The organism is Eubacterium sp. AF22-8LB (assembly GCF_003458715.1).
GTDB lineage: Bacteria > Bacillota_I > Bacilli_A > Erysipelotrichales > Erysipelotrichaceae > Holdemanella.
This window is the reverse complement of record NZ_QRVI01000017.1, coordinates 1-21,661: the sequence shown is the minus strand read 5'-3', so window position 1 is coordinate 21,661 and position 21,661 is coordinate 1. Positions and strand designations below refer to the sequence as shown.

Genomic DNA, 21,661 nt, shown 5'->3' with positions numbered 1-21,661 from the left:
AAGAAATGAAAACTATTCTATGTATTTTATTAGGTTACTTATTAGGATCTTTACCCTTCGCATTGATTATTGGTAAAGTTTTCTATCATACAGACATACGCCAATATGGCTCAGGAAATTTAGGTGGAACAAATGCTGGAAGAGTTCTAGGAAAAAAAGCTGGTATTTCCGTTATCTTGTTTGATGTATTAAAGGTTGTCTTGGCCATTGCGATTGCGACACAAGTCTCTAAAGTTGCGGGTATCTGGACAGGACTTGCATGTTGTGTAGGACATTGTTATCCAATCTTTGCGAAATTCCACGGTGGAAAAGCTGTAAGTACAATGTTTGGCTTCTTATTTTCTACAAGCATCTTCCTATTCCAAGATGCAAGCTACTTACTTGTCCCATTCGGTATGTTTATCATCGTATTATACATCTTTAAATATGTATCATTAGCAAGTATGTGTGCAGCTATTGCCAGCAGCCTATACATCACAGCTCTTATGTTTGGTGCAAATGTTGAAAACATCTGTGTTATTGTCGCAAGCTGGTTAATGACAATTCTAGTTATTTACAGACATCGCACAAACATTGAAAAAATTAAGTCTGGAACAGAAAATACAATCTCGTGGTTATAGAAAGTTTTTAAGAAACTTTCTTTTTTTTATGTCTTTTTCACATAGAACCCGTATCATTAATACTATGAACTACTTATATTATGAATTTAAAACCAGTCAAGTATGCATAGTAAAAGAAAATGAAAAGAAATACCATAACAGTATGAGTATAAACGCATACTTCAATGAAAAATGCTTAATGAATGGAGCCAGTCTAAAAGGAAGACAAGAGGCCTTCATGTATCAAATGAAAGTTAAAAAGTTTATTCCAATCATTGTTTCTGTTCCAAAGCAGGAAATTTATTTTCCAAACAAGTCAAAAAAAGATCCAAATTGTCTATGGATCAACTATGCGAATATCCAACACGTTTCCTATTATGATTCCTTTTGTCGCATTCTATTTAAGGATGGAACTTATCTAGATTGTACACATCCCAAAAGAATTCAGCATTCCTTGCAACAAATATTTCGATACATTAAAAAAAATACACCAGTCTAACTGGTGTATTAGTGACATCCTCCACCACATGATGAGCAATCATGTGAGCAGCTTGATTGTTGCATCTGTTCTTCATGACGAAGTGTATTTACGCCTAAACCTTCAATGCATACTGTGGCATTATCTGCCAAATTTGATACTTCTACGATTGTACAAGCTGGGAATGGTTCATCCACAAAGTTTTTAAAAGTTGCCAAGAACGCATCCTTATCATTGATATCCTTTAAATATACAGTGAATTTTACAACATGGTGAAGCTGTAAGCCATAGTTTGATAATACATCAATCACCTTATTAATTGCTGTAATTGTTTGTTCCTGAATGCTTTCTCCAAGGCCTGTTTGCCCACTTAAATAAAAGAAGTCACCTAATTGAACCATATTTGAAACACATGGTGCTCCCTCTTGTTTTCCTGCTGATTTTAAAAATATATTCATAGTGTTTTAATTCCTTTCTTATTCTATTATATAGAATCTGTACCATCTTCTAAAGTATTTTGCACTAAAATTTCACGTGGTTTACTACCTCTTGCAGGTCCAATAATGCCATTGGCCTCCAAAACATCCATTAATCGAGCCGCTCTTGAATACCCGACAGAGAATTTTCTTTGTATCAAAGAAGTACTTGCCTTTCTTGATCCAATCACAAAACGCTTGACCTCTTCATATAGAGGATCCGCTGTCACATTACCTGCTTCATTACCTTGATTTTGTAAATCCTTTAATTGGATAAAGGCATCATCATACTTAGGCATAGCCTGTGACTTCACATATTCACAAATATGGTTAACCTCTTCATCCTGAATAAATACACCTTGAATGCGTTTTGGACTCGTTTCACCATTTGGCAAATACAACATATCCCCATTTCCAAGCAATCTTTCAGCTCCAGCTTGATCTAGAATCGTTCTAGAATCAACGGCCTGAGATACCGCAAAAGCAATACGACTTGGAATATTGGCCTTAATAACACCCGTAATGACATCGACACTTGGTCTTTGGGTTGCGACAATCAAATGAATACCCGCTGCACGTGCTAACTGTGTAATTCTTTGAATACTTGCCTCTACCTCTTTAGCTGCCACCAACATCAAGTCGGCCAACTCATCAATAATAATCACAATACGAGGCAACACCTTTAAATGCTCGTCCTCATGCGTTTTAACATACTCATTATAAGCTGTAATATTACGCACACCTAAATCGCCAAACAAATCATAGCGACGATCCATCATTTCCACAATGACCTTCAATGCCTTATTTGCTAAATCTCCATCCGTAATAACTGGAGATAATAAATGTGGTACATCATTATAAGGTGTAAACTCAACCTTTTTAGGATCAATCAAAACCAATTTAACTTCGTCTGGCTTTGTTCGCATCAAAATCGATGAAATAATCGCATTCACACATACCGATTTACCACTACCCGTAGCACCTGCAATCAATAAGTGTGGCATACGATTTAATTCACCATAAACATTATTGCCCATCAAATCTTTACCCAGGCAGAATAATAATTTTTTATCCTTCATAGAATCTGGAATCGTACGCATCAAATCCTTCATCTGCACTGTTGTCTTTTCCACATTTGGAATTTCAATTCCTACACTCGCCTTACCTGGAATCGGTGCTTCAATACGAATATCCTTGGCCGCCAATCCCATCTTAATATCATTTTGAAGGTTGCTGATTTTATTAACACGCACACCTAGTTCTGGCTTGATTTCAAACTTTGTAACACTTGGACCAATATGAATTTGAACAAGCTTTGCCTCTACACCAAACTCATGTAAGATTTCAATTAGCTTTTCGCCCTTTTCCTTTGCGGTTGTGACATTCACATTGGATCTTGATTTACGTTCAATGTCTGATAAAACATTCAACTTAGGAAGCTTATAGTTTTTAAAGTCTGTATTTTCATCGAGAATATATCGTTTGGGTTCTGCCTTTTCAACAATCCCCTCATTTACAACTGGTACTTCTTTTTTCTCAACCACTTTTTCCTTTGGTTCTTCATCCACATCCATCATAAAGCTAGGTTTTCTTGGTTCTAAATCCCCAATAATTAAAGGCTCATCCTCTTCTTTTTCCTCTTCCACGCTCGAATCCATTTGTGCTGGTTTCACAGGATCTGCATTAATAATTTGAAAGCTCGATTCATTTGTATCTTCATCTTCAAAAATAAAGCTTTGACGATCAATAGACACTGGTTTTTCCTTAACAGGCACACTCTTCATTTGTTTCCTTGGCTTTCTTTCAAAGCCCATGATCTTCTCATATCCAAACATTAAGATTCCAAGTACAACCAACAATAAAATCATGATATATGTACCTGAATAATCAAATAGAGATTGAAACAAACAAAATAATAAGGCTCCCAATAACCCTGACATACTTGGCATTCCATCAATGATAATGTTTTTGGCATGTTGCATAACATAGCTTAATCCAAAGCTTCCTGGTTCAGGCTTAAATTCGATAACAGAGGCCCCTAGACACAATGCCATCAATAAGAAAATAGCTCCAAAAAGGTATCTTTTACGGATAGGAAGTTGATCCTTATTAAAAATCTTAAGCCCACTCACTCCAATCGCAACGACAAAAAGTATGTTGGTCAAGATACCAAATAAAAACGCAAAGAAATTATGTAAGAAAGAGCCTACAACACCGAGCTTAAACAGTGCTATAAAACTAATAAATATCATACAAATAAGGAAACACAAACGAAACAAGTTTGAGTGCAACCAAGACGTTTGTGTTTTCTTTTTCGTAGATTTTCTTCGTGTTGTTTTTTTTCTGGCTTTAGCCATACTCTACCCCACTTTCTACTTATTTAAGTTTATTTCGAGAATAACCGGTAAAATCATCGGTCTCTTTGCGGTTTGTTTATAAAGATACTTAGAAACCTTATCACGGATCAAATTACGCGTCTCTAAATTATCATACGTTTTATTCTCAACCGCCTCGTTGATTGTATCCTCCATAATTTTGGCAACATCACCCGTAATGTATTCTGCATCACGCAAGTAGATCAATCCACGACTTTGTACATCTGGACCATTAATGATCTTTTTTGTCTTGGCATTGATACCAATTGCCAAAATCATTACACCATCTGTACTTAAGGTTTCACGATCCTTTAATACAACACCGGCCATATCCCAGTTTTCTTTTCCATCAATCATTGTTTCATGTAGCTCAAGCTCCATTGAACAAGAAACTAATTTACGATTCTCAAAAGTAGCCACCTGACCATTATCTAAGATAATGATACGACTTGGATCATATCCCATTTCCACGGCAATCTGTGAGTTCATATGTAGTAAACGATATTCACCTTTGATTGGAATATAGTACTTTGGCTTTGTAAGGAAAATCATCATCTTTAAATCTTCTTTACTAGGGTGCATACTTAAAACATTCTTGTCTAAGACAATGATTTCACCCTCTTTTTTATACATGTCATTTTCCATGCTCTTAAATTCATTTTCAACTCCAGGCACAACTGGACTTGCCACAACAATGACATCATCTTGATCAAAGTCAATAGAATCCAATTCATTATTGGCAATGTTGTTGATGGTTTTGAATAATGATTTACCTTGTCCTGAAATGATAACAACTACATCTTTCATGGAATTATCAAAATCTTGAGGATCTACAACTAGAGTTGGATCGACCTCATATCCAATATCTTTCAATCTTTCAACAAGCTCACGCAATTCTTTTGAATAGAAAACCATTTTACGATGACTTGCCATACAACAATCAATGATTTCTTGAATACGATATACACTTTGGTTATATACACTCACAAATACTCGCTTTTGTTCATGTGTTTCTAGTACCTGCAAAAGCTTAGGTGCAATACGATGATTTGGCGAAGTATGGCCACTTCTCTCTGCTCCCTTACTTTCTTGTAATAAAGCCAATACACCTTCATTTCCAATTTCAGAAATAGTTGTAAAATCAGCTCTATACGCATCATCTAAATCATCATAATCTTCAATAAATTCACCTGAATACACAATATAACCTTGATCCGTTTGAATAGCTAGACCAAACGTTCCAGGATATGCATGGGTAATTGGGAAGAAAACAATTCTTCTTTTTCCAATACGCTTTTTTTCATTTCTTTTTACTGAATGCACACGAACTCCCGAAATATGTTCCTGACGAATCATTTTCTGTACTTCTTTTACGGCAAGCGGAGCTGTATATACATCACAAGGGACTTGTTTTAATAAGTAAGGTAAAGCACCCATAACATCATCATGACCATGGGTAATAAAAATAGCGGCAACACGGTCTTTATTTTCAACTAAATATGTAAAATCCTGAATAATAAATTCAATTCCTAATGATTCTTTATTATCTGGGAACTTAATTCCCGCTTCAATCACATAGATTGATTGATCGACCTCCACACAGAATAAATTTTTTCCATCTTCATCCAATCCGCCAAGGGCAAAAATGCGAATCTTTTCTGTCAATGAAGGAATTTTTTCTTCTTTCATATTATCTCCTTTTAATAGTATTATTTTTTTAATTATATCACACCGCAACGCCATCTAAAGAGAAACTTTTCGCATCTGTGATTTCGACTTCTACAAAATCTCCAGGATGAATATTTTCACCTTTAAAATTAACTAATTTTTGGGTGTCTGTATATCCAGAATATACTTTTTCATTCTTCTTACTTAAGCCATCCACCAATACAGTAACGGTACGTCCTACATAAGCTTTATTCTTTTCTAATGCAAAATCATTCCATGTTTTATTTAATTTTGCTAAACGTTTTCTCTTTGTCTCCATATCAATAGAGTCTTTCATACGACTGGCTGGTGTACCAGGTCTTGCTGAGAAAATAAACGTAAAGGCATTGTCGTATTTACAATAACGAACTACATCTAGAGTGTGTTCAAACTGTTCATCTGTTTCATTTGGGAAACCAACAATAATATCTGTAGAAACAGAAACGTTTGGAATCGTATTCACAATCTTGTCATATAAAGCTAAGTATGATTCTTTTGTATAACGACGACCCATTAATTTAAGTACATCATCATCTCCCGATTGTAAAGGCAAGTGAATGAATGGCATGATATTGTCATATTTGGCAATAATATCAATCATTTCTTCTGTGAAATCCCAAGGATGGCTTGTTGTAAAACGAACACGAGGAATTCCAATCTTTGCGACCTCTTCTAATAATGTGGCAAAATCCTGCTCATTATCCATATCTTTTCCATACGCATTTACGTTTTGTCCTAATAATGTGATTTCTTTATAGCCTTCCTCTTTTAATTGTTGAACCTCTTTTAAGATTTCAGACATTTTACGAGAACGCTGCTTACCACGAGTATAAGGGACAATACAATATGTACAGAATTTATCGCAGCCATACATAATGTTGACCCAAGCCTTAAATGTTCCAAAACGATGAACTGGTAAGTTTTCGTAAACCTCTCCTTCTTTCGAATAGATTTTTACAACCTTCTTACCTTCAAACATACAACTATATAACATACCTGGAAGATCTTGAATATTATGCGTACCAAACAATAAACGTACCTGAGGGTATTTTGTCAATAATGTTTCAACTAAGCCTTCCTCTTGTGCCATACATCCGCAGACACCAATCACTAATTCTTTATTTTCACGATATAAACGTTTAAAGTTTCCAATTTCACCTAATACTTTTTCTTCAGCATTTTGTCGAATTGCACAAGTATTGATGATAATGACATCACTGCCTTCTGCCATTTTATTTGGTGTAAATCCACATTCATCCAAAATACCGGCAATTGTTTCGCTATCACGTTCATTCGCCTGGCAACCATAAGTCGAAATAAAATACTTTTTACCTCTTCCCATCATACGAGCTGCTTCAGGAATTGTAAATGTATCAACACGATCAATTGTATTTGTCGTACGCTTTTGTGCTTCTTTTAAATCGGGTAATACCCATCCTGGTTTTTGTTTCATATTGACCTCTCTTTCCAAAAAAAATTGCCAAGCATTAAGCTTGGCAAACATTCTTTAATAGAATTACTGGTTGATTGCTCCAACAGGGCAAGTTCCTACGCAAGAACCACAGTCGATGCAAGTTCCTTCGTCACAAACTGATTTTCCTTCATCATCTAATGAAAGAGCTCCAACTGGACATCCTCCTACACAAGCACCACATCCGATGCAAGCATCTTTATCGATATTTACTGCCATTGTCATTTCCTCCTTGTTTAATAATTTATACTCAAATTATAACTATAACCTAGAAGTGAATCAAGACAGTTTAGTAAGTGGAGGCTTACCGTAATTCATTTACCATACTTAAAAAATTGAAGTCGGGACTAAAGCCCGACATTTTTATTTTGCGTATTCCTGGGCACGTGTCTCACGAATAACATTAACTTTAATTTGACCTGGATATGTCAATTCAGATTCAATCTTATCACGAATATCACGAGCTAATTTAACACAAGTCAAATCATCTACATGTTCTGGATTTACTAAAACACGAATTTCACGCCCTGCTTGAATCGCAAATGCGTTCGCTACACCTTCAAAACCATTCGCAATCTTTTCTAAGTTTTCAAGACGGTTGATATAGGCCTGAGCACTTTCCTTACGTGCTCCTGGTCTTGCAGCACTAATTGTATCGGCTGCGATTACCAAATGACTTGTCAAGAACTTAGGTTCTACATCCCCATGGTGTGAGTGGATCGCATTCAATACGATTTCCTTTTCACCATGCTTCTTACAGAACTTGTAACCCAATTCTACGTGAGATCCATCTTGCTGTTCAATATTTAAGGCTTTACCAATGTCATGCAATAAACCTGCACGTTTGGCAATTTGCTGATTCAATCCTAATTCAGCAGCCATACAACCCGCAATATAAGCAACCTCCATAGAGTGCTGTAATGCGTTTTGACCATAAGAATAACGATATTTTAATGTACCAATCAATTTTACGATTTCACGATCGATACGACCAATACCCAATTTGAAAATTGCTTCTTCCCCAGCCTTCATGATTTCCTGATCAATTTCATTCTGGTACTTCTTAACAACTTCTTCAATACGTCCTGGTTGAATTCTTCCATCACGAATTAAATGTTCCAAAGCTAAGCGAGCCACTTCACGACGCACTGGATTAAAACATGTGATTGTAATTAAATCTGGTGTATCATCGATATTTAATTCAACCCCTGTCGCCTGTTCGAAACAACGAATGTTACGTCCCTCACGACCAATGATACGTCCCTTCATTTCTTCACCAGGTAAAGAAACAACACTTACGGTTTTTTCTTGTGTTTCCTGTTGAGACATACGCTCAATAGCTAAGGCAATAATATTTTGTGCCTTTTCATTGGCAGTAGCCTTTGCCTCATCTTCTTTATCCTTGATATATGCAATTGTTTCATGTTCCATTTTCTTTTCGACAATTGCGAACAATTCATCTCTTGCTGCCTGACTCGACATTTTGGCAACATTTTCTAAAACCACAACCTGTTTATCAATTTCTTCTTGTAGTTTCTTTTCTTTTTCGTCTAATGATGACAGTTTGTCAGCAACACTTTTCATTTTTTCATTAATCTGACGCTCTTTTTGATTTAACGCTTCATCACGAAAATTCAAGTTATCTTCTCTACGCAATAACTTGTTCTCTAATTCCATTGATTCTTGTTTACGTTCTTTAATCTCTTTTTCAGCTTCAACACGTAAATCGTGTGCTTGTGTCTTTCCGTCTAACACAGCTTGTTTTACGCGAGATTCCGCTTCATTTTGAGCTTCCTTTAAAATTTGTTCTGCTTTTTGCTGATTCTTATTTAAACCTGCTTTTGAAATTCCGACCATACAGCCAGTTCCAAGCGCAAGACCTGCGACACCAGACAAAACGATCCATAGTACATCCATACTATTTCCTCCTTTTCGTCCTTTGTTCTAGGTAAAACCAAAAATATTATACACGAAATCAGCTATAAAGTCTATTAACTCAAAAGCTAAAATAAAAGATGTTTGCTTAAACAAACACCTTTAGAATAAAGCACGAATCGCAAAGAAAATCAAAACAATGACACCTAATACGATACGATACCAGCCAAATACTTTGAAATCATGTTTTTTAATGTATGACATCAAGAAGCGAATCACAAAAATAGACACAACCAATGCCACAAGCATACCTATAATTAGAATAAAGAATTCTAAAAAGCTAAACGCAAAGCCAAATTTCACAAGTTTCAAAAGACTTGCTCCAAACATTACTGGAATAGCCAAAAAGAAAGTAAATTCAGCTGCTACGGCACGACTTACTCCAATCAACAAGCCTCCAATAATAGTTGCACCAGATCTTGAAGTTCCTGGAAGCACAGCTGCAATTACTTGGAATAAGCCAATAATCAATGCATCTTTATAAGATAAAGCAGATAAGCTATTTACAGTTGGACGCATATCTTTATTGCGATTTTCTACATAAATAAATGCCACACCCACTAAAATCAACATAATCGCAACCACGAAGCCATTATACAAGTGTTCATCGATCCAATCATCCAAAGCCAAGCCAATAACAGCAGCAGGAATGGTAGCCACTAATATTTTTGACCATAAGACCCAAATCGATTTTACTGAAACACATTTACCTTCTCGCGTTTTCTTAAATGGAAATATCTTATTCCAATACAACAATACAACGGCTAGAATTGCACCTAGCTGAATCACGACAAGAAACATAGACCAGAATGATTTAGATACATTCATTGGCATAATTTCTTCTAATAAGATCATATGACCTGTTGAACTAACAGGAAGCCATTCGGTAATTCCTTCAACAATACCATATATTATCGATTTTAAAATTTCGATCATATTATCCTCCATACTACAGAAAAAGCCAGGAAATCCTGGCTACATTTTTACTTCTCAACGATTTGTTTGCCGTTGTATTCGCCACAAGAGCACATCTTGTGAGCAAGTTTATATTCACCACAATTTGGACAACGAGTCAACGCTGGTTTCACCAATTTGTAATGTGTTCTACGTTTTGCTTTACGTGTTTTTGAATTTCTTCTCTGTTGAACTGCCATGCTTGCACCTCCTAGTCATCATCCAGTTTGAAATCATTTAACTTTTCCCACCGTGGATCAATCTTTGGCTCTTCCTTATCCTGATCAGATAAAAGCTGCCAACCATCTCCCTTTGGATATTGATCACGAGGTAAACGAGTGATACTCATTGGAGCCTCATATAATATCGCCTGGAAAATCTCTGGGTTAATATCGATTGTATCTTTTTTCACCACGATAATTTCCTGATCTTCTGCATCCTGTACCGGAACAAAAGAATACGTTTGCTGCGACTCCGCTTCAAATGGAAAATCGATATCTTCATCTGTAATCGAATCAAGAACAATCATTGTTCCATCCATTTTCAAATCACTCGATACGAAATTCATTCCGTCAAACTCTAATGTACCCGTAACATGTACATCTGGAATAGACTTGACAGAAGTATGATGAAGCAGATCGTTTTCTTCAACCGCAATCCACTCATCAATATTAATAATATGGTTTTTTGCATTTAAGAAGTCTTTTCTATTAAATTTCACGATCTTCACCTCATGTCGCATTTGATATTATAATAAAAGTAATTCATAAAGTCAATATTTCCACGAGAAAAAGATTTTGTTATCATAATGAATATGAAAACATGTGGAATTATTACAGAATACAATCCTTTTCACCAAGGACACCTATATCATATCAAAAAAACGAAAGAATTAACACAATGTGATTGTTTAATTGCGATTGTTTCCAATCATTTCACCCAAAGAGGCCTGCCTAGCCTAATGCGTATGGAAGATAAAACCAAACTTGCCCTAGAAGCCGGATGCAATCTCGTCATTGAATTGCCACCTTGTTATGCAGCACAAGGCGCTGATTACTTTGCCAAATATGCCATAGAATCACTAAATGAAATACAAATCGACCAGATTTGCTTTGGTTCTGAAACCAATGATATTCAAAAGCTTAAACAATTATCTTTAAAAATGGAACAAATCAAAAAGGATCCTTCCCTTAGTATGAATCAAAATCTTTATGCCAACGATTTGATTCGTCCAAATGACATTTTGGGAATTCAATATATTAAGCAATGTGAGAAACATCATATTGAATCCATCTGTATTTCAAGAAATGAAACCTTTAAAAGTGCTACGCAAACACGTATAGATTATTTTAATGGTCTTTCCCAATTTAACGATAAATATTTCTTAGAAAATCAATCGTGGCAACATTATTATACTTATTTAAGAAAATATTTAATCCTAACTGATGTTCATGTTCTATCCACATTCTTTCTTGTGAATGAAGGAATTGAATATCGCTTAAAGGAAAATGCCAAAAAATATACAGATTGGGATAGTTTTCTTTCTGCTTCTATTTCAAAAACATATACGCGTGCGCGTATTCAAAGAACTTGTATGTTTATATTGCTACAAATCACAAAAGAACAGATGAAGGAAAACAATCATTTCAAAGAAGTCATCGTCTCTGGTTTTGATTCAGTTGGACAAGCTTTCCTTAAAGATAAACAAGTCATCACAAAATTTAAAGAGCTTCCTGAATTTCTTCAAGATATTGAATTAAAGTGTCAGTATCTTTGTTTCAATACATTTAAAGCTAGAAAGGTGATTTATTATGATCGTTAGTTTATGCATTCTAATCATCCTTGCAAGTATATACATCTATTTCTTTCCCTTTATCCCAAAAAGAAAGAAACACTATACATATGCATTATTACTTGGATGTCCGGCTCACAATGATGGAACGATGTCTTCAAGTCAAATCAAACGATGCCATTTAGCTATCGACACATATAAAAAAGGCTTATACGATACCTTGATCATTTCGGGTTCAAATGTTAAAAATGAATATGTAGAAGCTCAAGTAATGCATGACTATATTCAAAAACAAATATATATTCCAACCATCCTAGAAGCCAATGCGCGTAATACTTTTGAAAACTTTAAATTTTCAAAGGAATATATTCAAAAACAAGATGTTGTTATCTTAACCTCACAAACTCATGCCAAAAGAGCTTGTGCCATCGCAAGACAATTCTTTGATGATTATGGTTGTGTTTGGTATAAAGATCATAAACCCAAACATATTGTTCGTGAGATTGGATCTCGTTTGATTTATATAAAAATTGAGTTATTAAAAAAAGTAGGAAAGTATTAACTCTCCTACTGAATGGTACGAATGACTTCATTGACACTTCGTACCTTTTTTAAATTCGAAATTAGATTTTGTAGATGCGCCGCATTCTTAACCGACACCGTCAATTTTGTAGTCGCCTCTAAATTACCATCATCTACCGCAGAATCTACATGCTTCAAATATACATTACATTGCTGCAATGTCGTAACAATATCACTCAATAAGTAATTACGATCGTCACTATGAATGATCAAATTAACTTCATATTGTTTTTCATCAAGGCCTTCTTCCCATTGAACAGGAATCAAACGCTTTTTCTCATTTATAATATTTGGACAATCCGCACGATGCACCTTCACACCCTGTCCCTTAGAAATATATCCAATGATTGGATCTCCAGGAATCGGACGGCAACAATTGGCCAATGAAACCGCAATTGTGTCAACACCAGGAACAATAACACCACAACTTGAATGCTTAGCTTGATGAGTTGGCTGCTTATTGTAGATTTTCATAATTTCCTGATCTTCTAACAAATTCGAACGGTTTTTAACCAAACGATCCACAATAGACTGCAATGAAACACGCTTCATCGCAATTCCTACATAAAGGTCATCTACCGTCTTAAATGATAGTGATGTTAAGATAGATTCCAACCGTTTTGTCTCCATCAATTTTGAATCTAATTTTAAACGCCTAAATTCATCCTCAAGCATCGACTGACCTAATCTAATACTATCTTTACGAGATTGTTGCTCTTGTTTTTGAAGGAAAGCACGAATCTTATTACGAGCATGTCCACTCTTAACAATTTTAATCCAGTCCGCACTAGGCCCCACCGAATTATTATTTGTCAAGATATCGACAACGTCACCTGTCTTTAAAGGTGTATTCAAAGGAACAATAGCCCCATTGACTTTTGCTCCTACTGTTTTATTTCCAACTTCCGTATGAATTCGATATGCGAAATCAATCGGACAAGAACCAGAAGGCAACGCAATTACCTTTCCTCTTGGTGTTAAACAATATACGTTGGCTTCAAAAATGTCCTTTTGAAGAACATCCATATATTCCAATGGATCTTCACTTTCTTCATCGGTCATCATAGAGAAATCTCTAAACCATGAAAGCTTATCTTCAATTTCCTTTTGTTCATATTCAGGCGTATAGTTACGATTCTCTTTATATTTCCAGTGAGCCGCAACACCACGTTCAGCAATCGCATCCATTTCTTCTGTACGAATCTGGATCTCAAAAATATTTCCATGCCCAGGCTCTACAATCGTCGTATGCAAAGACTGATACATATTTGCCTTTGGCATCGCAATATAGTCTTTAAAACGACCTGGAATTGGTCTATACTTCGCATGAATATAGCCTAAAATTTCATAACAATGCACAACAGAATCGGTAATGATACGAATCGCTAGTAAGTCTAAAATTTCTTCAAAACGCTTGTTTTTCGTTATCATCTTTTTATAGATACTATAAAAATGCTTTGAACGGCCAAAAATACGATATTGAATATTATATTCCTTTAAAATTGCTTCGATATCCGAAATCATTTCTTGGACCTGTTCATTACGATCGCTTTCACGCTGCTTAACAAGGCCTTTGATTTCTTCATACTTTTTGTAGTCCAAATATTTAAAAGATAGATCTTCTAATTCATTTTTGATTTCACTAATACCCAAACGATGCGCAATTGGCGCATACACGCTTAAAGTTTCACGTGCAATCTTTTTCTGCTTTTCTGGACGCATATACTGTAAAGTACGCATATTGTGAAGACGGTCCGCCAATTTAATCAATATAACACGAATGTCTTTGGCCATCGCAATGAATAATTTACGATGATTACTTGCCAAATACTCTTCTTCGTCCTTGAACTTAATAGCGCCAATCTTCGTTACTGCATCCACAAGTGTCGCAATCTCTTCACCAAACAATTCTGTGATTGTTTCCGTTGTAACACCTTCACAATCCTCTACTGTATCATGTAAAAGGCCTGCCGCAATGGTTTTAGGACCACAATGCATCTCGGCTAATGTATTCGCAACTTGGATTACATGAATGACATAAGGCTCTCCACTTTTACGAAATTGTCCCTTATGGTGTTCATAGGCAAAATCATATGCCTTTTGAATCAACTCAATATTTTCTGGACGCTTTATGTATGTCTTTACATTCTCCATACATTCTTCGAATGTAACTTGTTTTTTCTGGCTCATAATCAAGGCGCCCCCCTTCCTAAAAATTATTAAACTAGTTATTCACCTTCATAATGTGTTAGTGAACAAACTGGAATATTCTTAAACTTTTCTTTTCCTTTTAAATCATCTAATTCAATCACAAATGCCACACCTGTAACACTTGCCTGCATACGCTCTACCATTTTAATGATAGCTTCCACTGTTCCTCCTGTTGCCAATAAATCATCAACGATTACTACTTTTTGCCCAGGTAAGATAGCATCTGCATGCACACACAATTCATCCTGCCCATATTCTAAATCATAGCTTTCATTTACTGTTTCACGAGGAAGCTTTCCTGGCTTTCTAACTGGAATAAAACCAATTCCACTTTCCAAAGCTACAGGAACCCCAAATAAAAAGCCTCTTGCTTCAGGAGCAACAATAATATCGGCCCCTACTTCCTTCACAAACGCATTTAATTGATCCACACAATAACGCATAGCCTTCGCATTTTGTAGAATCGGTGTTACATCTCTGAAAATAATCCCTTCTTTCGGAAATCCCGGAATACTTTCAATATAATCTTTTAAATCCATACAAAAAACCTCTTTCTAATTAGTTTAATTTTACTACGCATATACAATCTCATCAATCACAAAATTCACCTGTTTACGCCCTTGATACTGATTGATTTGAACCGTTCCAATAAAAGAATAGATTGCATTTACGCTTTTTTTATATTCTATATCACTTTGGTTAAAGCGGATACACTGCAAGCCTGATTCTAAGGTATATTTGCGATGCTTATGATTTTGAAAGTCATATAAATTCTTTATTTTAGGATGCACGATTTCAAAACTAGGAAACACAAATCCAGGTCCAAAGGGACGTAGTGTATCTAAAGACTGAATTGTTTCCAAACTTAATTCTTCATCATCGATCACTAATGTGTTTTTCTTTTTAGCTTCATATGTGTATTCATGAATACGCTGATGCACGAACTTTTCAAACAAATCAAATTCATTTAAATTCAAAGAAAAGCCTGCTGCATTTTCATGTCCTCCAAACACAACAAAATGCTCATACGGGCCTAAAAAATCCATACAATTAAAGCCTTCTGGACTTCGCATACTCGCCTTATATCCCTGTTCATTTTTAGCTAAAACTATGCAAGGCTTATTAAACTGAGAACATAAAGATCCCGCAACTAAACCAATAATCCCTTCATGGAAGCTTGTATCTTCAATCACAAAAATATCATCATTGATGTTACACTTTGAATATGCCTTTTTTTGCATTTGATCCGACAATTGTTTACGCATCGTATTGATTTGTGTAATCTGTGAAGATAGCGCAAAAATACTTTCATCATCCTGCGCTAAAAAATAACGCACAACATTATTCGCATTGGCAAGATTACTCAAGCGACCAATCGCATTCAGTTTTGGCACCACTTGAAAGCCTACACTTGTCTCATTTAATTCACGATCTGTAGCCAAAGAAAAAATATGCTTTTCATGTGTTTGATTCATCAAACGTAGTGCATTTTGAATTAAGGCACGTGTTTGCCCCTTCACTATCATCATATCTGAAATACTAGCCAAACCTGCAAGCTGCAACAAATAATCATTATCCACCCCTAATACACGCATACATTCATAGGCAATACCTGCTCCACATAAGGTAGAAAAGCAAGATTCCATCATTGTAGGGTGCACAACAATATCACAATTGACTTCTTCATCCATCGTATGATGATCTGTTACAATCACGTCCATAGATAATTCTTTCGCCAAGGCTAAGGCTTGTTTACTCTTAACACCATTATCTACAGTAATAATCAATGAATACGCTTTTTTATGTGCTAAGCTAACTGTTGCTTCACTCAATCCATATCCTTCTTTAATTCGATCTGGAATATAAAATCCACAATCAAGACCTAAAGATTTTAGACCTGAAACCATGATTGTTGTGGCTGTAATTCCATCACAATCATAATCACCAGCTACAATCACTTTTTCCTGATGATCAACCGCTTTTAAAATACGCGCTTTAAAACTCTCCATGCAATTTGCTTTAGAAACAGGATTTAATTTCTGTTTACTCGTCCAATATTCCCATTTTGTTTGATCGGGTTCTAAATATTCTAATACTTTTCTTGTTAATTCTGTCATTTGTTTCATGTTAACAATTATACCACATAATAAAAATGTTCACAGAAACTTAATCTGTGAACAAATCCTTCTGGTATGGGATCTGAAGATGCTCATATGCCTTAGGAGTCACAATTCTTCCTCTAGGTGTACGATTGATAAAACCTATCTGCAATAAATAAGGCTCATATACATCTTCAAGTGTCATTGGCTCTTCACCAATGCTAGAAGCAATCGCCTCTAGTCCAACAGGTCCCCCTTTAAATCTTTCAATAATTCCTTTTAGGTATTTATGGTCGACCGCATCCAAGCCCAGATGATCGACGCGCAAACGATCTAAAGCTGTTTGAGCAATTTCTGTTGAAACAATTCCATCATTGTATACTTGGGCAAAATCTCTTACACGACGGAATAAACGATTCGCAATACGCGGTGTCCCACGTGATCGAAGGGCAATTTCTCGAACAGCATCCTTTTCAATTTTGGTATCCATGACGCAGCTTGTACGATAAACAATTTTTTCTAAATCTTCTAAATTGTAATATTCCAACTGTGAAATAATCCCAAAACGATCTCTTAAAGGAGCACTTAAATCACCGGCACGTGTTGTAGCACCAACAAGTGTAAATGGAGGTAAATTAATACGAATATTGTGTACAGTAGCTGAATCCTTGCCTACCACAATATCTAAACAATAATCCTCCATAGCTGGATATAAAACTTCTTCTACTTGCTTTGGCAAGCGATGAATCTCATCAATAAACAACACATCTCCAGCTTCTAATGTTGTTAAGATAGCCGCAAGATCACCACTTTTTTCAATTGAAGGACCACTTGCCGTCTTTAAATTCCCATGCATCTCATTGGCAAGAATATAAGCCAAAGTCGTTTTTCCAAGTCCTGGAGGACCATAGAATAAAACGTGATCCAAGGCTTCATTTCTTGATCTTGCCGCATGAATAAACACATTTAGATTTTCTTTCAACTCAGACTGACCAATATATTCACTTAAGCTTTGCGGACGCAACGTCTTTTCAAAGCTATCGGCCTCCTGAAGATTTCCATCTACTTCTCTAGGCATTTATCTTATACTCCATTTCTTTTTGCAAGTAAGACCAACGCTTGTCTTAGCATTTCATCTTCCTGCAATTCTGTATTTTCTAATTCATTTTTAATTTTTGTTAGTTGACTCGACTTATATCCCAAAGATACAAGTGCATCCTGTACCTGTGTCCATACAGGATTGGAAGTTGAAGACTCACTTGTTTCCAATGACACAAACTTGCCTTTTAAATCCAAAACAATTTGTCCGGCTGTTTTAGCACCTATACCTGGCAAAGACTTTAACCTCTTAATATCATCATTTTCAATGGCTTCTATCATTTCTTTTCCTGAACATACCGATAACATTGTTTGGGCTGTTTTAGGACCAATCCCCTTTACATTGATCAAGCGCATAAAAACTTCATAGTCCTCTTCCTTTAGAAAACCAAATAATAAAATGGCATCCTCACGAACATGTTGATAGGTATATAGAAATAATTCTTCATCTTTTTTTTGGCTAAGCGCATTGGCTAGATAGACTTCATAGCCTACGCCATGCACATCAAGTACGACGCGATCACTTCGAATAATTTTTACAATTCCATTCACAAACGCAATCATTTTACACCTCAATCTCTAATTCAACAGGACAATGATCCGAACCATAAATATCTGTAAGAATCTTGGCGTCCACAATTTTATCCTTTAATTCTGGTGACACCAACCAATAATCGATTCTCCATCCTGCGTTTTTTTCTCGAGCCTTAAAGCGATAACTCCACCAGGAATATTCGACTTTTTCTGGATATAAAGTACGATATGTATCCATAAAATCTGTTAACAGATGCTTTTTAAAGCTATCTCTTTCTTCATCCGTAAACCCCGCATTTTTATGATTGGTCTTTGGATTCTTAATGTCAATTTCTTCATTGGCCACATTAAAGTCTCCACAAGCCATAACAGGTTTATCTAATAATTTTAAATAAGCACTAAAAGCTTCATCCCATTTCATACGATAGTCTAAACGTTTTAAACCATCACCTGAATTTGGTGTATATACAGTCACAACATAATAATTGGGATACTCTAAAGTAATCACTCTTCCTTCTGTATCATGCTCTTCTATACCCATGCCATAACGAACCGAAATAGGTTCTTCTTTACAGAAGATCATCGTTCCACTATAGCCTTTCTTTTGCGCACTATTTATATATTGGTAGGGATACAACTCACAATCCACTTCGATTTGGTCTGGCTGTGCCTTTGTTTCCTGAATACAAAATATATCTGCATCCAAGGCATAAAGAATTTCCACAAAATCCTTTTTTAAAACGGCACGAATGCCATTCACATTCCACGAAATACATTTCATAAAAAAACACCTCAAATGCATTATACCACACCATAAGAAAAGGCTACACAATGTGTAACCTTAGTTTTCAATAAATTCAAATTCAAAACCTAATAAACGTACTGTATCTCCATCTTGACATCCAGCTTCTCTTAGGGCTGTATCAATTCCAAGATAACGCATCTTATTGGCAAATAAATAGAAGTCTTCTTCTGTATTTAACTTATTGATGTCAAATACACGTTCAAGTCTAGGACCTGAAACATTCCATACACCATCATCTTCTTTTTCAATAATGATGTCTTTCTTCTTCTCTTCAAATGTATACATAACACCTGTTTCACCTGTATCTTCCGTAATTGGGAATACTGGTGTTGTCGCAAGAAGATCAGCTGCTTTTCTTAGTACTGGATCTAGACCCTCATGAATAATTGTGGTTGTTTCATAAACTGGAATGTCTGGATATTTTTCTTTAAAGCGACGAACATTTTCTTCAGCATTTTCCATATCCATCTTGTTCGCAACAACAATTTGTGGTCTTTCCAACAAACGAATCTGGTATGATTTTAATTCGTTGTTGATAACTTCGTAATCCTTCAATGGATCTCTTCCATCTTCAGCACCCATATCGATAACATGAATAATAACACGACATCTCTCAATATGACGTAAGAATTGATGCCCTAAACCTTTTCCATCACTTGCGCCTTCAATTAAACCTGGAAGATCAGCTAAAACAAAGCTTCTACCATCACCGGTTTGTACAACTCCAACGTTTGGTGTAATTGTTGTAAATGGATAATCTCCAATTTGTGGCCTTGCCTTACTAACAGCATCTAAAAATGTTGATTTTCCAACACTTGGAAATCCTACCAATCCAACATCAGCCAAAACACGTAATTCGACAATACAGTCAAATTCCTCACCTAAAATACCTTGTTCTGCATATTTTGGAGCTGTGTTGTGACTTGATCTAAAGTGCCAGTTTCCACGACCTCCACGACCTCCATGTGCAACAACTTGTTGCTGATGTGGTTTTGTCAAATCGGCTAAGACCTGATTATTATCTACTCTTTTTACAATCGTTCCTAATGGAACCTTTACAATTTTATGTTCTCCATTAGCTCCATGCATTTTTTTATTTTTACCTTTTTCACCTGGAGTAGCAATGATCTTACGATGGTAACGTAAATCTAATAGTGTTGTCATTCCTGGATCGGCTTCAAAAATGACATCGCCCCCATTGCCTCCGTCTCCTCCAAAAGGTCCGCCGTAGGCTACATATTTTTCATGGCGGAAACTTACTAAACCATCTCCACCTTTACCTGCTTTTATATGAACTTTGACTTGATCTACAAACATATATACCCTCCTTTCCTTCTCATTAAAAAAGATCCCAGCAACGGGATCTTAAATTTCACACTTGTTAAGCTTGTGGATAAACAGAAACTTTCTTTTTATCTTTACCAAGACGTTCGTATTTAACAACACCGTTAACTAAAGCGAACAATGTATCATCAGCACCACGTCCTACGTTAGTTCCTGGATGAATTTTTGTTCCACGTTGACGATAAATAATGCTTCCAGCGTGACAAGATTGTCCATCAGCTAATTTAGCTCCTAAACGTTTTGAATGAGAATCACGACCGTTCTTTGTAGAACCAACTCCCTTTTTAGAAGCGAATAACTGTAAGTCTAATTTTAATAACATTTTTTACACCTCCTGTACTTGTATGTATTTAGGATATTCCTCTTCAATACTTAGAAACTGAACCAATAGCGTATTCAATATGATTTGTAGCTCAGCACTTTCCGTATTGTTTATTTTTAATTCAACATCCCCTGCTACTACGTTATAAGAAATGAAACTTAAATAGCCAAGCTGTGCGATTGCGTTGATACCACCAATAATAATGGTACTGGCTGCAGAGCAGACGATATCTTTTCCATACTGATCATATTCAGCATGTCCATGCATCGAGATCAACGAAATTCCATTTTCATCTCGAGCAACTTTAATTTTAATCATAATTAAGCTTCGATAGCTTCAATTTTTACACGAGTGTAAGGTTGACGGTGTCCTTGTTTACGACGTGTTGAAGATTTTTTGGCTTTATATTTCACGATAGTGATTTTCTTTCCTTTGCCTTGTTTTTCAACAACACCAGTTACCTTTGCACCTTCTACGAATGGTTTACCAAATTTTCCATCAGCGTATAATACTTTGTCAAATGTAACTGTGTCTCCTTCGTTAGCTTCTAATTTTTCAACGAAGATAACAGCATCCTTTTCAACACGGATCTGTTTTCCACCAGTTTCGATAATTGCGTACATGTGTGCACCTCCTATTCATTCTTTTTTCACATTTAGCTTGATACTCGCCATCAAGGTGTGAGATTTCAACTTAAAACCTTTTCTGGGCGGTTGCAAGTCCATACACGGAGTTTGCAACATTGATATTTTAAAGGATGGAATGCAATACGTCAAGATAAAATTCTATTTTTTAGGCTCTATGTTTAATACCGATAAATTGGAATTTGTTTCTTGATACTTATTACACTTTTGCTTTTTTCTTAATCATACATATTGC

General features: G+C 35.7%; 23 protein-coding genes and 1 other annotated feature. Of the genes, 4 read left to right on the top strand and 19 right to left on the bottom strand.

Features of this window, described 5'->3' with window-relative positions; genetic code table 11:
- The first annotated feature begins 5 nt into the window (after positions 1 to 5).
- Both plsY and DWY01_RS07580 read left to right on the top strand, forming a co-directional pair.
- Positions 6 to 620 carry a glycerol-3-phosphate 1-O-acyltransferase PlsY gene (plsY, locus tag DWY01_RS07585; protein WP_117995543.1) on the top strand — a complete coding sequence of 205 codons (615 nt, stop codon included), beginning with the start codon at positions 6 to 8 and terminating at the stop codon, positions 618 to 620.
- 64 nt (positions 621 to 684) lie between these two features.
- Entirely contained in the window at positions 685 to 1,098 is a 414-nt protein-coding gene (locus DWY01_RS07580; protein WP_158553676.1) for a competence protein ComK, read from the top strand.
- A gap of 8 nt (positions 1,099 to 1,106) precedes the next feature.
- On the opposite strand, the gene DWY01_RS07575 is transcribed toward DWY01_RS07580, so the two are convergent.
- The 9 genes from DWY01_RS07575 to DWY01_RS07535 form a co-directional block, all read right to left on the bottom strand.
- Positions 1,107 to 1,535 carry a RidA family protein gene (locus tag DWY01_RS07575; RefSeq protein ID WP_117995541.1) on the bottom strand — a complete coding sequence of 143 codons (429 nt, stop codon included), beginning with the start codon at positions 1,533 to 1,535 and terminating at the stop codon, positions 1,107 to 1,109.
- Positions 1,536 to 1,561: 26 nt separating this feature from the next.
- The gene (locus tag DWY01_RS07570; RefSeq protein WP_117995540.1) at positions 1,562 to 3,910 is read right to left on the bottom strand and encodes a DNA translocase FtsK; all 2,349 of its coding nucleotides are present in this window, start codon (positions 3,908 to 3,910) and stop codon (positions 1,562 to 1,564) included.
- Positions 3,911 to 3,925: 15 nt separating this feature from the next.
- Positions 3,926 to 5,617 (bottom strand): ribonuclease J, encoded by a 1,692-nt coding sequence (locus tag DWY01_RS07565; RefSeq protein WP_117995539.1) that lies wholly within the window; start codon positions 5,615 to 5,617, stop codon positions 3,926 to 3,928.
- Positions 5,618 to 5,654: 37 nt separating this feature from the next.
- Positions 5,655 to 7,088, bottom strand: a complete 1,434-nt coding sequence (gene miaB, locus DWY01_RS07560; RefSeq protein ID WP_117995538.1) for a tRNA (N6-isopentenyl adenosine(37)-C2)-methylthiotransferase MiaB — start codon at positions 7,086 to 7,088, stop codon at positions 5,655 to 5,657.
- Positions 7,089 to 7,151: 63 nt separating this feature from the next.
- Complete coding sequence (locus DWY01_RS07555; RefSeq protein ID WP_040466055.1) at positions 7,152 to 7,325, bottom strand: 4Fe-4S binding protein; 174 nt, start codon at positions 7,323 to 7,325, stop codon at positions 7,152 to 7,154.
- A 144-nt stretch (positions 7,326 to 7,469) separates the two neighbouring features.
- The gene (gene rny / locus DWY01_RS07550; protein ID WP_117995537.1) at positions 7,470 to 9,023 is read right to left on the bottom strand and encodes a ribonuclease Y; all 1,554 of its coding nucleotides are present in this window, start codon (positions 9,021 to 9,023) and stop codon (positions 7,470 to 7,472) included.
- Between the two features lie 120 nt (positions 9,024 to 9,143).
- Positions 9,144 to 9,977: an undecaprenyl-diphosphate phosphatase gene (locus DWY01_RS07545; protein WP_117995536.1), complete on the bottom strand. Its 834-nt coding sequence runs from the start codon at positions 9,975 to 9,977 to the stop codon at positions 9,144 to 9,146.
- 47 nt (positions 9,978 to 10,024) lie between these two features.
- Positions 10,025 to 10,195, bottom strand: a complete 171-nt coding sequence (gene rpmF, locus DWY01_RS07540; RefSeq protein WP_003864180.1) for a 50S ribosomal protein L32 — start codon at positions 10,193 to 10,195, stop codon at positions 10,025 to 10,027.
- Between the two features lie 11 nt (positions 10,196 to 10,206).
- Entirely contained in the window at positions 10,207 to 10,716 is a 510-nt protein-coding gene (locus DWY01_RS07535; RefSeq protein WP_158553675.1) for a DUF177 domain-containing protein, read from the bottom strand.
- A gap of 87 nt (positions 10,717 to 10,803) precedes the next feature.
- Here DWY01_RS07535 and DWY01_RS07530 point away from each other — a divergent pair, with 87 nt between their 5' ends.
- Together DWY01_RS07530 and DWY01_RS07525 are read left to right on the top strand one after the other, a co-directional pair.
- A complete protein-coding gene (locus DWY01_RS07530; RefSeq protein ID WP_117995534.1) occupies positions 10,804 to 11,817 on the top strand; it encodes a nucleotidyltransferase family protein in 1,014 nt (337 codons plus the stop codon).
- Positions 11,807 to 12,349 (top strand): YdcF family protein, encoded by a 543-nt coding sequence (locus tag DWY01_RS07525; RefSeq protein WP_117995533.1) that lies wholly within the window; start codon positions 11,807 to 11,809, stop codon positions 12,347 to 12,349. The genes DWY01_RS07530 and DWY01_RS07525 overlap by 11 nt, the downstream gene beginning before the upstream one ends.
- Before the next feature lie 5 nt (positions 12,350 to 12,354).
- Here the strand turns inward: DWY01_RS07525 and DWY01_RS07520 are convergent, their stop codons facing one another.
- The 10 genes from DWY01_RS07520 to rplU form a co-directional block, all read right to left on the bottom strand.
- Positions 12,355 to 14,559 (bottom strand): bifunctional (p)ppGpp synthetase/guanosine-3',5'-bis(diphosphate) 3'-pyrophosphohydrolase, encoded by a 2,205-nt coding sequence (locus DWY01_RS07520; RefSeq protein ID WP_117995532.1) that lies wholly within the window; start codon positions 14,557 to 14,559, stop codon positions 12,355 to 12,357.
- Between the two features lie 38 nt (positions 14,560 to 14,597).
- Positions 14,598 to 15,119: an adenine phosphoribosyltransferase gene (locus DWY01_RS07515; protein ID WP_117995531.1), complete on the bottom strand. Its 522-nt coding sequence runs from the start codon at positions 15,117 to 15,119 to the stop codon at positions 14,598 to 14,600.
- A 33-nt stretch (positions 15,120 to 15,152) separates the two neighbouring features.
- Positions 15,153 to 16,706: a DHH family phosphoesterase gene (locus tag DWY01_RS07510; protein WP_117995530.1), complete on the bottom strand. Its 1,554-nt coding sequence runs from the start codon at positions 16,704 to 16,706 to the stop codon at positions 15,153 to 15,155.
- 40 nt (positions 16,707 to 16,746) lie between these two features.
- Complete coding sequence (ruvB, locus tag DWY01_RS07505) at positions 16,747 to 17,757, bottom strand: Holliday junction branch migration DNA helicase RuvB (RefSeq protein WP_117995529.1); 1,011 nt, start codon at positions 17,755 to 17,757, stop codon at positions 16,747 to 16,749.
- Positions 17,758 to 17,762: 5 nt separating this feature from the next.
- Positions 17,763 to 18,341 (bottom strand): Holliday junction branch migration protein RuvA, encoded by a 579-nt coding sequence (gene ruvA / locus DWY01_RS07500; RefSeq protein WP_117995528.1) that lies wholly within the window; start codon positions 18,339 to 18,341, stop codon positions 17,763 to 17,765.
- Position 18,342: 1 nt separating this feature from the next.
- Complete coding sequence (locus DWY01_RS07495; protein WP_117995527.1) at positions 18,343 to 19,092, bottom strand: exodeoxyribonuclease III; 750 nt, start codon at positions 19,090 to 19,092, stop codon at positions 18,343 to 18,345.
- A 60-nt stretch (positions 19,093 to 19,152) separates the two neighbouring features.
- Positions 19,153 to 20,433: a GTPase ObgE gene (obgE, locus tag DWY01_RS07490; protein ID WP_117995526.1), complete on the bottom strand. Its 1,281-nt coding sequence runs from the start codon at positions 20,431 to 20,433 to the stop codon at positions 19,153 to 19,155.
- Between the two features lie 64 nt (positions 20,434 to 20,497).
- Entirely contained in the window at positions 20,498 to 20,782 is a 285-nt protein-coding gene (gene rpmA / locus DWY01_RS07485; protein ID WP_003864191.1) for a 50S ribosomal protein L27, read from the bottom strand.
- Positions 20,783 to 20,785: 3 nt separating this feature from the next.
- A complete protein-coding gene (locus DWY01_RS07480) occupies positions 20,786 to 21,100 on the bottom strand; it encodes a ribosomal-processing cysteine protease Prp (protein ID WP_117995525.1) in 315 nt (104 codons plus the stop codon).
- 2 nt (positions 21,101 to 21,102) lie between these two features.
- Positions 21,103 to 21,405, bottom strand: coding sequence for a 50S ribosomal protein L21 (gene rplU, locus DWY01_RS07475; RefSeq protein WP_003864193.1), 303 nt, complete (start codon positions 21,403 to 21,405; stop codon positions 21,103 to 21,105).
- 30 nt (positions 21,406 to 21,435) lie between these two features.
- Positions 21,436 to 21,507, bottom strand: a sequence feature (ribosomal protein L21 leader region).
- Between the last annotated feature and the right edge of the window lie 154 nt (positions 21,508 to 21,661).